Consider the following 13,836-nt stretch of genomic DNA (forward strand, 5'->3'; position numbering starts at 1 on the left):
ATACAACCTGACAAAACAGGCTGCTGCATTTTGCAGCAGGCTGTTTTGTGTTCTTAATAGGAGGTGGAATATGCATAACATTCCAAGAGATGAGGTGTTTGTGATCGGACATAAGAATCCGGATACGGATTCGATTTGTTCAGCGATCGCGTATGCAGATCTTAAGAATCAGTCAGAAAATAAATACATTCCCAAAAGAGCGGGTAATATCAATAAAGAAACAGAATTTGTATTAAATTATTTTGATGTGGAAGTACCGGAGTTGATCAAAAACGTGGACACCCAGTTGAGTGATATTTCTTACCGGCTCGTTTCCGGTGTACCGGGTGATACAACAATGAAGAAGGCATTTGAGATCATGCAGAAGAATGATGCAACGACGTTGCCGGTTGTGGAGAACGGAAAGATTCGTGGAATATTAACTGTTGGAGATATTGCAGAAGCTTATATGTTGAATTCGGAAGACGATATTTTGTATAAAGCGAGAACCAGGTGCCGACATATCATGGAGACGATCGATGGTGAGATGGTCTGTGGAAATCCGCATAGTTATATTACGAAAGGAAAAGTTATCATAGGCGCGGCACATGTGGAGCTTATGGAGCATTTTGTAAAGCCGGACGACATTGTTATCTTAAGTGACCGGAAGGAATCTCAGCTAATGGCTATCGAAAAGGGAGCAGGTATGCTGATCCTTTGTCTGGTGGATAAGGTGGATGACGATGTTGTGAAGCTTGCGGCATTTAAGGGCTGTTCGATCATCACATCTCAGAATGATACTTATAAGGTGGCCAGACTGATCGGTCAGAGTATACCGGTAAGGTTCTTTATGGTTCGTGATAATATAATGACGTTTAACGAGGATGATTCGGTTGAAACGATAAAAAGTGTTATGTCGAAGACGAGAGTTCGTTATTTCCCTGTTGTAGATAAGAGTGGAAATTATCTGGGACTGGTTTCCAGACGTAACTATATCAATGCCAGAAAAAAACAGGTGATCCTGGTCGATCATAATGAACGTACACAGTCGGTTGATAATATCGACAAGGCAGAGATCCGGGAGATCATCGATCATCATAGAATTGCAAATGTAGAAACGCTTGCACCGGTTTATTTCAGAAATCAGCCGGTTGGCTGTACATCTACGATCATATATCAGATGTACAGAGAGCAGAACATTATACCGGATAAGAAGATTGCAGGATTGATGTGTGCGGCTATTTTATCAGATACGCTGCTGTTTAAATCACCGACCTGTACCTGTGAGGATAAGAATGCAGCATATGCACTGGCGCAACTTGCCGAGATTAATGTAAATGATTTCGCAATGGAGATGTTTGATGCCGGAAGTAATCTGAAGGGAAAGACAATCGATGAGATTCTGCATCAGGATTATAAGAAATTTGAGATCGACGGACGTACCTTTGCGATCGGACAGATCACATCGATCAATACCAGAGAGATTGAGCAGATACAGAAGAGTATGTATGAGTATCTGACCGATTATACAGAAAATGGATGTGATGTATTTTTGTTTGTAATGACAAGTATCTTAGACGATAGTTCCGGAATGTTGGCATTTGGAGATGAGGCAGAGGAGATCTGTTCCCGTGCATTCCAGACGGAATTTGTCGATCATTATGCATATCTGGAAGGCGTGGTTTCCAGAAAGAAGCAGATCGTTCCGGCACTTGTCCGTGCCGTACAGGAACTCGATCAGCCGGAATAGAACAAAGGCAGAAAGGCAGATGTACAATGAAGAAATATCAGGCAGTTATATTTGATTTGGATGGAACACTTTTAAATACATTAGAGGATCTGGCAGACAGTACAAATTACGCACTTCGTCAGATGAATTATCCGGAACGGACAATCGATGAGGTCCGCCGCTTTGTAGGGAATGGCGTAGAGAAGCTGATGGAGCGTGCAGTTCCGACGGGAACTTCAGAGGACGATACATTAAAAGCACTCGCGATATTCAAGGAACATTATTCAAAGAATATGTTGAATAAGACAGGCCCTTACGAGGGAGTTGTCGATGTGCTTAAGGCGTTAAAAGAAAAAGAAATACCGGTAGGTATCGTATCGAACAAATTTGATGCTGCAGTGAAGGGACTGAGGGATCAGTTCTTTGGTGCATATATAAGTACAGCGATCGGAGAGTCTGCAAATGTAGCAAAGAAACCGGCACCGGACACTTGCATAGAAGCAATGAAGGAAATGCAGATTGGACGGGAAGGCACAGTCTATGTTGGAGATTCAGATGTGGATATCATGACCGCAAAGAACAGCGGACTGGAATGTATCTCTGTTACCTGGGGCTTTCGTGATGAAGAATTCCTGTTAGAACATGGTGCTACCCAGATCATCCATAAGCCGGAGAAGCTGCTCGAATTTTTTTAAACAGTAAAGCTGCTGTCTGATCGATATGGAAGTTGTATATGGAAGATATATAATATGGAGATGGACATGAACATGGCAGTTCAATGTATAAGGAATATGTAAGATGAATATATATACAGCAAATCAATATATAAAGGATACCTTCGGGGAGAAATTATACAAGCTGTCATTAAATGCTGGAACCACCTGCCCGAACCGGGATGGAACGGCAGGAATTGGCGGTTGTATCTTTTGCAGTAGTCTAGGATCGGGTGATTTCAGTCCAAAAGCGGATATGGACATAGATCAACAGATCGAACAGGCAAAACAGCTGGTTGCTTCGAAGTTCAAAGGTAAACATTATATTGCATATTTTCAGTCATTTACGAATACTTATGGTGATATCGACCGTTTGCGGGATATTTATAGAAATGCAGCGATGCGGTCAGACATTGCAGTTATTTCAATTGCAACCAGACCGGATTGCCTGGGAAATCAGGTGATCGATATGCTGCGTGATATACAGAGAATCAAGCCGGTGTGGGTAGAACTCGGACTTCAGACGATCCATGAGGAAACGGCAAAGCTTATTAATCGCGGATATCCGCTTTCGGTATATGACGAGGCAGTAAAAAAACTCTGTGATCTTGGTGTACATGTGATCGTACATATGATATTGGGACTTCCGGGAGAGACACAGAGAGATATGATCGAAACAGCAGAGTATATAGGAAAGAGCGGTGCACAGGGCATAAAGCTACAACTACTTCATGTCCTTAAAGGAACCAACCTTGCTGAATTGTATCAGAATGGAGAATGTTCTGTTTTGTCGCTGGAAGATTATACAGAATGTGTTGTTTCGTGTCTGAAGGTACTGCCGCCGGATATGGTGATCCATCGCCTGACCGGAGACGGACCGAAGAAACTATTGATCGCACCGCTTTGGAGCGCAGATAAGAAAAAAGTAATGAATACGATAAATGCAGCAGTCAGACAGCTATAAAACAGATCTGACTGCTGTTTTTTTAGTTGTTGTTTTTTCTGGATTCATTCTGATTACAGATATTTGCGGCATGAAGAAAACGGGTGACGGCATCCTTGTAATTTTTAGACAGACGATCATACTCTTTAAATACATGAAAAAAATCCCAGTCAAATATATTGTCAAAGGTAAATAACTGAAAAAGGTTCTCATTTTTAATGTTTTCCAGAGATGCAAGATCAATACAGATTAGAAATACAAGAAACTGAATATTGATATGATAGTAATTTGATGCATAAAAAATTGTTTTTATATCGGGTATAGAACTGCCACGTTCGTATTGGGAATAGGCAGATTGGGATATTTTTAATTCTTCGGCTGCTTCACGCATGGATAAGGTTTTGCTTTTTCGAAGGGATAACAGTGCACTGCCTATATTGGTTCGGATAACGGATGTCATATATTCTTTTTCTCCTTTTCGTTTTTCTCATTACAGTATAATTGTACATAGGTTTTTAGTAGCTCCAACTCCCATGTTGGGACTTCCTTCAACTGATTGATAAGATCAGTAATTGTTTCTTTGCGAACAGGAACAGCCTGATATGCAGATGGATCACTGACTGCTTCAATCAGATTGTAATTGTCCTGTTCTGCGTTTTTTAATGACATGGAATAGGCGAACAGGAAGTCGTGGTCGAGAATCTTCGATAATTTGGCTATATGTTCGATACCGGGAAGTATCCGCCCTGATTCATAATTAGCATATCCGGATCGCGAGATTGAGAGCTGCTCGGCGACCTCTGCCTGCGTCATTTGTTTTTTCTCACGGAAGTAACGTAGAAGCTTAGGTAATGGATAATTTTCATTTGGCATTTGTGTAAGTCTCCTTTCATTTCTTTGCAACATCATACACGATTTGCAGGAAAAAAGTGCCGAAATGTAATAAATGGTAGTGTTTCATGTAATAAGTTGCGTTTTTTCGGTTGATACGATACAATTACAGAAGCTTTATTTATGAAAAAAACGGAGGTATAAAATGAGTCGTGCGGATGATATTTTTATAGAAATGTGTAGATCAATCATAGAAAACGGATATAGTACAGAGGGAGAAAAAGTCCGCCCTAAGTGGGAGGATGGAACAAGTGCTTACACGATCAAAAAGTTTGGCGTCGTAAACCGCTATGATCTGTCAAAGGAATTTCCGGCAATTACACTTCGAAAGACATATATTAAGTCTGCTATAGATGAGATACTGTGGATCTGGCAGAAAAAATCCAATAATGTACATGATCTGAAAAGTCATATCTGGGATAGCTGGGCAGATGAAGATGGTTCGATCGGAAAAGCTTACGGATATCAGATGGGTGTAAAACACCAGTACAAAGAAGGTATGTTTGACCAGGTGGATCGCTTGATTTATGATCTGAAACATAATCCATACAGTCGTCGTATGATGACAAATATGTATGTACACGAGGATCTTCATGAGATGAATCTGTATCCGTGTGCTTATGGGATGACATTTAATGTAACAGGAGATCGCCTGAATGCTATATTGAATCAGAGATCACAGGATGTACTTGCGGCAAATAATTGGAATGTTGTTCAGTATGCAGCACTGGTTTATATGATTGCACAGGTTACAGGGTTTAAACCGGGAGAATTGGTGCATGTAATTGCAGATGCACATATTTATGACAGACACATTCCGATCGTAAAAGAGCTGATATCCAGAGAAACCTATCCTGCACCAAAGTTTACCATGAATCCGGATGTAAAAGATTTTTATCAGTTTACGTTGGATGATTTTACAATTGAAGATTATCAGACAGGACCACAGGTGAAGAATATTCCGATTGCAATTTAAACAATACTTGTGGTTATTTGAGTAAAATTACTAAAAAAAGACGCGATTTTAATATAAAATTCACAAAAAGTATTTGTCTATTCCGATATATTGTGATACAATTTTCATATATTTTTGGAGGTGCGTTACACATGGCAAATATTATGATTACATCAGGCACAAGTTTTGAAGGATATGAGATAACAGAATATGGTCCTTATAAATTTGTACAGACAATTTTAAGCTCTAATTTTTTAAAGGAGATCGGTGCATCTATTGCTGACATTGCAACAGACAGAAGCAGCATGTACCATGACAAGCTGGATGGAACAATGAAGGAAACCATCAAGTCATTTGAGGAAGTTGTCGGAAAGACAAATTACAATGCGGTCGTAGGCTTTAAAACAAATATAGTTGATTATTCATCTAATATTTCAGCGGTTATTGTTAGCGGTACACTTGTTTCGGTGAAAAAAGAGTACAAATCCGAATTTGAAAAGAGCGATTTTGTAAGAAAAGAATTATATGTAAATAATTATTACGACAAGCTTGTACCGAGAGCCGTAAAAGTTATCCTTGCATCTGAAGGAAACGGAACCAAGATTTCGGCATGGTATAATAATTACAATATGGATGATGTCAAAGCAATCAAAGCAGACATTCAGTTTGTAAATATTTACGGTGATGAAATCACATTAACAGGTGTGGATTTTGTATTTGATAAAACAAATGTATCATTATTAAAATCTGATTATATAGAATGTAAACTTCCTGAAAAATACATAAAGATTATTACAAGTTGTAAAGTATATATTCAGAAATATGTAACTGCAAGAGGTGTATATTCATGCGGAGATGATCCGATCGATGTTGAAATGAGTGCATTGAAGTATAAAGCACTTAAAGTTAAAAAAGGTCTTGATGCTGTATGTAATTATAAGTCGGATGGACTTGTATGGACCTGTAACTGCGGACATGTAAATGAAGGTGGCGCAGAGGAATGCGTGATCTGTGGCAGAAAACAGGATGAGATGAAGAACAGCATAACATTTAATTATGAGCCGATGTTGGAAGAAATGAAACAGAAAGAATATGTTATGGAGATCAAGGATGTCCTTATGAAGTATATTAAGGATATTGATTCAGGACTTCGTATGCAGTTATTGGAGATTATGGAATCCGGTATTCAGTATGAAAAAACACGTGGAGATATGAAGGAAACTGTAATTGAGAAGGTTGAGAATCTGTTCCTTGGATTGTAAAAATGCAACAATATATGTTACAGATCATTGAGCATCTGGGGGAAAAAGGATATAAAAAATTAAATCCTGACAGTAATAATGTATATGGCAGAGCGGAAGGCGATGCCATATACGTTATTGTGCTTGGAAATAGCAGAAATTTGAAAGCGGATAATCTTATAAAGTTTAATTCACAGATTAGAAATGATCTGGAAGAAACAGGAAAAAGAGTTATGATTTTGAACCTGCTACTTACCAAGGACGGAATATTTGATGACGACTTAAGTACGATCATTAAGAAGATGGACAATGTCTGGCTGTTCAGTGAGGATTATGGTAAATTATATATTTTTGAGAATCAACCGGCAGATTTTGACGGGTTACAGAGGATTCTTGAAAAAGAGATTTATGCGGAAAAAGACCACTGGCGTATCCGGTTAAAGGAAATATTTGGAGTGGTAACACCGATTCTGGTATTGCTCAATATTTTGGTATTCATAGCATATGTATATACCAGGGATGCTTACGGATATTCTTTTCTTGAAGAAATTCTGACAGATAATCTTCGGTATGTTCTTGTTGAAAAGCAGTATTACAGACTGCTAACATCTATGTTTTTCCATTTTTCTCTGACGCATCTTTTAAGCAATATGGTTGTATTGATTGCTCTTGGAGCAAGGGTAGAATATCTGCTGGGGAAAGTAAAGTATATATGCGTATATTTGTTCTGCGGCATTGTAGCATCTGTTTGTTCGATAGTCAGTTGTTATATGGGAAACTTTTACGAATATGCAGGAGGTGCATCGGGTGCAATCTGCGGCTTGATGGGTATATTGATTGTTTTTGCCTTTTTTGGTAAAGGAAAGATATCAGATATTTCATTAAAGGATCTTATTTTTTTATCCGTGATCACAATATTGAATGGATATGTTTCGGAAGGCATAGATAATGCAGCGCATATAGGAGGATTGATAGCTGGATTATTTACAGGATTGCTTTGTGCATATATATGCTCGAAGAAGCAAAACTCAGGTACATGACAGTTGTAAAAGATGACCTGATGTGATAAAATTAGCTGATGAAAATTAGTTTAGGAGTATGATTGGATGGGTACTGGAATTAGCATGTCAAGTGTCAACAAAATAAAAGAACTTGCGGCAAGCGGGGATTATAGTCTTGCATTGGATATACTTGAACATCAGGATTTGACCAGATCGCTTTCACCTCAGTTTATCAAGATTTGTGGTGAAGTTTACTATGAAAACGGACGTTATTCGGAAGCCAGAGCTGCTCTTGTAAAAGCCCACTCCATGGCGCCTGTTGGAAATAAGATTATATATTCACTGATTAAAGTGTATTTATCTGAGGGGTTTTACTCACTTGTAGACACATATTATGACATCTATAAATTTAATCAAGATGAAAAAGATGCAGGTACATATCGTATAGAATACATGATTGCAAAAGCAAAACGAAAATCGTTCAAAGAGCTGTATGGAATTCTTATTTCAGCAAATGAAGCCGAAACGGATGCAGCTTGGGATTTTGAGATGTTGTTATTGTATGCTGCAATGGGAAATATGGAGAAACTTCAGTCGGAGGCTGAAATTTTCTGCGCGACCTATAAAGGTTCCCCATATATTGAGAATGTGAACCGGCTTAGAGATAAATCATATGATGTAGAGAAAACTATATATTGTTATCCTGCATCAGAACAGGAGGATGATTCAAAAGAACAGGAAGAGATCAGAACATTTGAACAAAAGGTTTTGGAAGCTGATCACCTTCGTATGTTCCCGAAAGACCCTAAGATTACTTTGATGGTCGATGATCGTGAACCCATACCAAATTCTGTGAAGTTCAAACAGATGCTGCTTAAATCTAAAGAAAAGAAAGAATTAAAGAAACAGCAGAAGAAAGAACAACAGGAAAATGAGCAGTCAGAGGAAAAAAAGGATAAAGGAAAGAGATTTCATATAGGACGACTGTCAAAGAAAGAAGAGGCTGCGATTGAAGAGGTAATTGCTGAAACAGAGAAGCTGCAACCGGACAAAGACAAATTACTGGATGAAGTAATGGCGGTAGAAGAGAATATAGATTCGACTCAGAGTGAAGATATAATGAAAGAGCCGGAGACCGCTTCGATTGTTAGCGAAGAAAAGAATCTGGATCAGATATCAGAAGAATCATTCGATGAAAGTCTGGATGATTTTGATACTTCGGATATTACAGATGATTTCGATACAGTATTGATGGTTGACCCGGATGCGCTTGAACAAAGCGAGCCGGAGATCGAGACAACTGTCGAGGAAGAGACTGCGGAACCTGAGACTGAGACAATTGTCGAGGAAGAGACTGCGGAACCTGAGACTGAGACAACTGTTGAGGAAGAGACTGCGGAACCTGAGACTGAGACAATTGTTGAGGAAGAGACTGCGGAACCTGAGACTGAAGAAATTGTTGAGAAAGAGGCTGCAGAATCGGATACTGAAACAGTTATTGAAAAAGAAAATACAGAACCTGAGTCTGAAGAAAATACAGAGTCGGAGATTGTTGCTGAAGAAGCTGAGTATGCAGAACCTGCGGAGCCACATGAGGATGCAGAGGTAGCGGAGATTGCTGAACAGCTAGCAGAAGAAGACGAGACGGTTCTCATGGAAGAACCTCAGATAAGTGAAAATGAAGAGCTTTCGGGAGATGTTTCTGAATCTGAAGGAAAGAAAGATCATAAATTTGATATTGATGTTGCGATCCAGTCACTGGATGAATACAAATTTGATACAGACGATTGGGAAGACGATTCGTTTGAGCAGGCATATGAGGATGACGATATTGTAGAGATCTCGGAAGTGCCGGAAGATCTGATGCCAGATGAAAGTGATGAAGATATCATTCAGTCTGAGACAGAAGAAATCAAGCAGGAAGAAGATGTGGAAGCTGAAATCATTGACGAAGCGGAAGTTAATGTTGATATCGAAGCAGAAGAACCGGAACAGGCGGAGCCGGAGACGACAGAATCTGAACAGTCGGAAACAGATGCTTATATACCGGAAGAAACTGTCGACGTCACAACAGAAGCGTTTGATGAGTCGGTACCTGATGAACTCGATGAATCAGCTTCAGAAGTAATATCAGAACAGGATTATGATATAGATAATGATGCTTCTGAAACGGAGATTCCCGAAGCAAAGATTTTTGAAACCGACGATTTTGAAATAAATGATCCTGCATCAAAAAATCCTGAAACAGAGGTTTTTGAAATAAAAGATTCAGAATCAGAAATCTTAGAACCGGTGGTTGAGAATTCTGCAAATGTAAATGGCAGAAAAATAGATTTTCCTACATTCAGATCAAGTCTTTTCCCTGATTATAACAGTGATAAACCACCTGTTGTAGAACATGTAAAGCATGAAGACATACAGGAAGAATACGATCAGAAGATGGCTGAAAATCTGAAAAAAGAGGAAGCTTTGATCAGTGAGACAGATGAATTGCTTGCAAGACTCGGAATCGAGCTTGGAACTAAATATGCATCAAACACTGATTATTTCAATATGCATCAGGACAGCTTTGTGTTAAATCCTTCAAGCGAGGATGAAACCGATGAATCGGAAAACATAAAGGAAAATGATAGTGCTTCAGAGTCTGAAGCTGTAAAGAAATCTGAATCAAAACATTCCGATGAAAAAAAATATAAGCTTAAGAAAAAATGACAAATAATTAGATTAATATAAATATTATTTTTTTTATTTGATAATGTGGAAGGAGGCGTACAAATTGGCTATAGATCAAACAGAAGCTATGATTGCTGCGATTAAAGCACAGCTTGAAAAAGAAAGGGCTGCTGAAGCTGCAAAGCAGAAAAGACTTGAAGAAGAACAGGCTTTGAAGAATAAGAGCAGCAATAAAAAGAAAACTTCAGATAGTGGAAGCAAGAGCCAATACAAGACTTTGTCTGCTGAAGAACTTGCGCGAATTGAGGAGAAGAAGCGTCGTAAGAGAGAAGAAGCATTAGGTATTGTTCATGAGGATGAGCCTGAAGAGACAGAGAACAAAGAAGCTGAAGCTGAAAAGCCGGATACAAATAATATAGAGGCAGAGAGTGAAGCTAAAACAGAGAAAAAGAATGAAAAGCAGGAAATGCCAAAGATCAGTCTTAACCTCGGTGGTATTGCCGATGAGGGACTTGGTGGTGGCCTCGGCGGACTTGGTGGTGGCCTTGGAGAAGGCTATGGCGGTCTCGGCGGACTTGGCGGTGGCCTTGGAGAAGGAGCCGGCGGACTTGGTGGACTTGGTAGTGCACCTTCAGGAGAAGGCCTTTCAGGAAAACCGGGTGCGACAGGAGGCGGTCTTGGTTCGACTTTGAATATGAATGCTTCCCTTGAACCGAATAAGATAAAAGGTAAAGATAAGACAACGTTATCTGATGAAGCAGAACGATTTGACGAAGATGATATGACATCTGTTGTTTCAGATGATGCTGAATGGACACCGGGCAAGAATGTTAAGGTGAAAGAGGTTAAGACTAAAAAAGGAAATGACAATAATGGTGATCTTTTCAGTATTTTACCTGACAGAAACAAAGATGACGCGGATGTTTCATCTATGTATGATATAGATGATGACGATGAAGATGAAGACTTCCTTGGAGCCGGTATTGAGAACCTCTCCAATATTGATGAAACCAGCGAAGAAGAAGCTGCACGTATAAAGGCAGAAGAAGAAGCTAAGAAGAAGGCAGAGGAAGAAGCTAAGAAAAAAGCTGAAGAAGAAGCTAAGAAAAAAGCTGCAGAAGAAGCTAAACGTAAAGCAGCAGAGGAAGAGTCCAAAAAGAAAGCAGAAGAGGCACGTAAGAAGGCTGCGGCTGAAAAGGCAAAGGTTGAAGCCGAGACCAAGAAAAAACAGGCTATCGAACTTGCTGAACGTAAGGCTCAGGATGCAAAGAATGTCGTTGAAACAGCCAAGAAGACGATTGCAGATTCTGAAAAAGAAGAAAAAGAACTGAAATCACAGCTTGAAGAATGTGCAAAGAAAAAAGCCGCTTATGAAGATAAGATGAAGGCAGAATTCGATGCAAAGAAGAAGGCTGATGAGAAACTCTTAGCAAAAGAAAATGCAGAGCTTGAAACAAAAGTAAAAGCTATCAATAAAGAGATAGAAGATACTAATAAGAAAGCAAAGGATGATTCAGATAAGGTATTAAAGGAGAGCAATCCTGAGACTATCAAGATGAAAATCATCAATGATGCACAGGCTGCAGCTGATGAAGTGATCAAAAAGCTTGCAGATGCTAAGAAAGCAAATATTGAAAAACACGAAGCTGAGTATACAAAGGCTTGCAAGGATGCAGAAACGGCTTCCGTAAAATTAGAGGAAGATAAGAAGAAAGCAATTGATGCTGCCAAGAAGAAGAAAGAGACACAGAATGACAAAGCTAAGAAGCTGATGGACGATGCAGAAAAGAATAAGCAGCGTGCAGGTGTTATCTTCACAGATTCCAAGAAGGCGGAGGAAGAAGCAGCTCTTAACCTTAAGAATACAACAGATATGGAGTCGGAGTCATTAAAGACATTAGCCGGACTTGAAAGCAGGCTTGCTGAGAGTGAAGGCAAACTTAAGACTGCGACGAATAACAATGATTCAGCAACAAAGGCTATTGATTCAGCAAAGAAATCATTAAAAGAAGCAGAAGCAAAAGAAGCTGAAGCGTTGAAGAAACTGGAAGAAGCCAGAACAGCAAAAGCAGCGGCAGAGTCCAGAATTTCAAAGGGTGAAGCTGATAAGAAGAAATTCCAGTCTGAAATTGATTTACTCAATAAAGAAAAGAAGACAACAAACGATGATATTGTTGCGACAAAGAAAGATGTAGAATCCTTTAAGTCAGCAAAGGCTGAAGCACAGCAGGCACTTGATGCAGCAAAGAAATCCGTAGTAGAGGCAGAAGATCTTCTTTCCAAGGCAGAAAATGCAGAGGAAGAAGCAGAAGAAATTCTGGAGAAGGCTAAGATTGAAGAAGAAGTAGAGATCCGGAATGCTGAAAAGGCTGCTTCAGATGGAAGAGAGAAACTGGATAAGGATAAGAAGTCCAGAGAGGATGCACGCGAGAAGTTCCTTGCAGATGAAGAAGAAAAATATGCAGCAGGAGAGGCTGCAGAACTTGAGAAAGTTCAGTCCGCTGCAATGACTGCAGAGAGGGAAGCTGTTGATGCCCAGAAGGAAGCAGAGAAAACAGCACAGAAGTTGCTTGATGATGCCAAGAAGAAAGAAGAAGAACTAAAACAGAAGATTGCCGGTTTGAAGACTGAACAGGAAGAACGTGTCGTTGCCAGAAAAGCTGCAAATGAAGAGGCAGTTAAGAAAGCAGAAGATAAAAAGAAGCATGATCTTGATTCTCTTCTGAAAGAAGAAATCAGTACAAAGAAGCAATTGGAAGAAGTAAGTGGCAGAGCTGCCGCTGCTGCAAAGGTTCTTGAAAAAGCTGTTAAGAAGGAAGAAGAAGCAAGAAAACAGGTTGAACTTTTAAAAGCAGGAAAGGTAGAAGAAGCATCTAAGATAGATGTATCCTTAGAAGCAACGGATGAAGCCGCTGTAGAAGCTGAACAGAGTGAGATTAATCAGGAAATGAAGAAAGCCCTGCCATCGGAAGCAAAGTATCTGTATAAGTATCTTTGTGTAAATCCTGCGGGCGCACAGATTGTGAATGTTCTTCAGACAATGAAAGTGGATCCGAAACGCTCAAAGAATCTCGTTATTCTCGGTCTGCATGGATTTGGTTCATCAAAGGTTGGAGAAGATTTTGCTGAGTGTTATTATGATCTTGGTTTCTGTACATCACCTGCAAAGGCAAAGGTTAGAGCAAAAGTAATCAATAGCGGTAAGCTTGCCGGTGCGGTTACAAAATTGAAAGGCGGATGCCTGATCGTTGAGAGTGCAGGACTTATAACACCTGAGCGTTTCAAAGAGATGGTTGATCTTTGTTCTTCGGAGAAGAATGATGTTAAGATAATTCTTACCGGTGAAAAGGTTGCACTTAGCAAGATGCTTGCAGATAATATGACACAGGCAAGAAGCTTTAACAATCGTGTTTATTTTGATCAGATTAAAGAAGAGAATATGATTGTAATTGCCAAAGAATATATCATTGAAAAAGGGTATAAATATGAAGATGGTATTGAGGGTAATATCAAGAATTTACTTCTTGCGATGGAGACTGGTAATATTGACAGGTTGTTAACTGCTGTAGACGAAGCGATGGAACGAGCAGATGCAAGGAATCCTGAAGCAAAGAAAGTTATGAAGACAGATATAAAGTAATGAAAAGTGAATATCGTAGGATAACATTTTCCAGTTTATATTTTGGTTGAAAAAAATGGTGCCAATGTTTA

At 39.4% G+C, this 13,836-nt stretch carries 10 protein-coding genes; 8 read left to right on the forward strand and 2 right to left on the reverse strand.

Features of this window, described 5'->3' with window-relative positions; all coding sequences use genetic code 11:
• Positions 1-70 precede the first annotated feature (70 nt).
• The 3 genes from CLOL250_RS03360 to CLOL250_RS03370 all read left to right on the forward strand — a co-directional run bounded on the left by CLOL250_RS03360 (position 71) and on the right by CLOL250_RS03370 (position 3,385).
• Complete coding sequence (locus CLOL250_RS03360) at positions 71-1,729, forward strand: putative manganese-dependent inorganic diphosphatase (protein ID WP_008400696.1); 1,659 nt, start codon at positions 71-73, stop codon at positions 1,727-1,729.
• A 26-nt stretch (positions 1,730-1,755) separates the two neighbouring features.
• Positions 1,756-2,403, forward strand: a complete 648-nt coding sequence (locus tag CLOL250_RS03365; protein ID WP_008400697.1) for an HAD family hydrolase — start codon at positions 1,756-1,758, stop codon at positions 2,401-2,403.
• Positions 2,404-2,506: 103 nt separating this feature from the next.
• The gene (locus tag CLOL250_RS03370; protein WP_008400698.1) at positions 2,507-3,385 is read left to right on the forward strand and encodes a TIGR01212 family radical SAM protein; all 879 of its coding nucleotides are present in this window, start codon (positions 2,507-2,509) and stop codon (positions 3,383-3,385) included.
• 22 nt (positions 3,386-3,407) lie between these two features.
• On the opposite strand, the gene CLOL250_RS13235 is transcribed toward CLOL250_RS03370, so the two are convergent.
• Complete coding sequence (locus CLOL250_RS13235; protein ID WP_008400699.1) at positions 3,408-3,824, reverse strand: helix-turn-helix domain-containing protein; 417 nt, start codon at positions 3,822-3,824, stop codon at positions 3,408-3,410.
• The gene (locus tag CLOL250_RS03380) at positions 3,821-4,237 is read right to left on the reverse strand and encodes a helix-turn-helix transcriptional regulator (protein WP_044944927.1); all 417 of its coding nucleotides are present in this window, start codon (positions 4,235-4,237) and stop codon (positions 3,821-3,823) included. Before CLOL250_RS03380 ends, CLOL250_RS13235 begins: the two co-directional genes overlap by 4 nt.
• A 163-nt stretch (positions 4,238-4,400) precedes the next feature.
• Here CLOL250_RS03380 and thyA point away from each other — a divergent pair, with 163 nt between their 5' ends.
• The 5 genes from thyA to CLOL250_RS03405 all read left to right on the forward strand — a co-directional run bounded on the left by thyA (position 4,401) and on the right by CLOL250_RS03405 (position 13,765).
• Positions 4,401-5,231 carry a thymidylate synthase gene (gene thyA, locus CLOL250_RS03385; protein ID WP_008400701.1) on the forward strand — a complete coding sequence of 277 codons (831 nt, stop codon included), beginning with the start codon at positions 4,401-4,403 and terminating at the stop codon, positions 5,229-5,231.
• Positions 5,232-5,362: 131 nt separating this feature from the next.
• Complete coding sequence (locus tag CLOL250_RS03390) at positions 5,363-6,472, forward strand: heavy metal-binding domain-containing protein (protein WP_008400702.1); 1,110 nt, start codon at positions 5,363-5,365, stop codon at positions 6,470-6,472.
• Positions 6,473-6,486: 14 nt separating this feature from the next.
• A complete protein-coding gene (locus CLOL250_RS03395) occupies positions 6,487-7,491 on the forward strand; it encodes a rhomboid family intramembrane serine protease (protein WP_274922231.1) in 1,005 nt (334 codons plus the stop codon).
• Between the two features lie 66 nt (positions 7,492-7,557).
• The gene (locus tag CLOL250_RS03400; RefSeq protein ID WP_008400704.1) at positions 7,558-10,164 is read left to right on the forward strand and encodes a hypothetical protein; all 2,607 of its coding nucleotides are present in this window, start codon (positions 7,558-7,560) and stop codon (positions 10,162-10,164) included.
• A 64-nt stretch (positions 10,165-10,228) separates the two neighbouring features.
• Positions 10,229-13,765, forward strand: coding sequence for a hypothetical protein (locus CLOL250_RS03405; protein ID WP_147554279.1), 3,537 nt, complete (start codon positions 10,229-10,231; stop codon positions 13,763-13,765).
• Positions 13,766-13,836 lie beyond the last annotated feature (71 nt).

It is taken from the genome of Clostridium sp. L2-50 (assembly GCF_000154245.1).
Classification (GTDB): Bacteria; Bacillota; Clostridia; order Lachnospirales; family Lachnospiraceae; genus Coprococcus.

What these genes read in the sequence shown, in the direction of transcription:
- CLOL250_RS03360 (WP_008400696.1), top strand. Translation starts at nt 71, where the DNA reads ATGCATAACATTCCAAGAGATGAGGTGTTTGTGATCGGACATAAGAAT.
- CLOL250_RS03365 (WP_008400697.1), top strand. Translation starts at nt 1,756, where the DNA reads ATGAAGAAATATCAGGCAGTTATATTTGATTTGGATGGAACACTTTTA.
- CLOL250_RS03370 (WP_008400698.1), top strand. Translation starts at nt 2,507, where the DNA reads ATGAATATATATACAGCAAATCAATATATAAAGGATACCTTCGGGGAG.
- CLOL250_RS13235 (WP_008400699.1), bottom strand. Translation starts at nt 3,824, where the DNA reads ATGACATCCGTTATCCGAACCAATATAGGCAGTGCACTGTTATCCCTT.
- CLOL250_RS03380 (WP_044944927.1), bottom strand. Translation starts at nt 4,237, where the DNA reads ATGCCAAATGAAAATTATCCATTACCTAAGCTTCTACGTTACTTCCGT.
- thyA (WP_008400701.1), top strand. Translation starts at nt 4,401, where the DNA reads ATGAGTCGTGCGGATGATATTTTTATAGAAATGTGTAGATCAATCATA.
- CLOL250_RS03390 (WP_008400702.1), top strand. Translation starts at nt 5,363, where the DNA reads ATGGCAAATATTATGATTACATCAGGCACAAGTTTTGAAGGATATGAG.
- CLOL250_RS03395 (WP_274922231.1), top strand. Translation starts at nt 6,487, where the DNA reads ATGTTACAGATCATTGAGCATCTGGGGGAAAAAGGATATAAAAAATTA.
- CLOL250_RS03400 (WP_008400704.1), top strand. Translation starts at nt 7,558, where the DNA reads ATGGGTACTGGAATTAGCATGTCAAGTGTCAACAAAATAAAAGAACTT.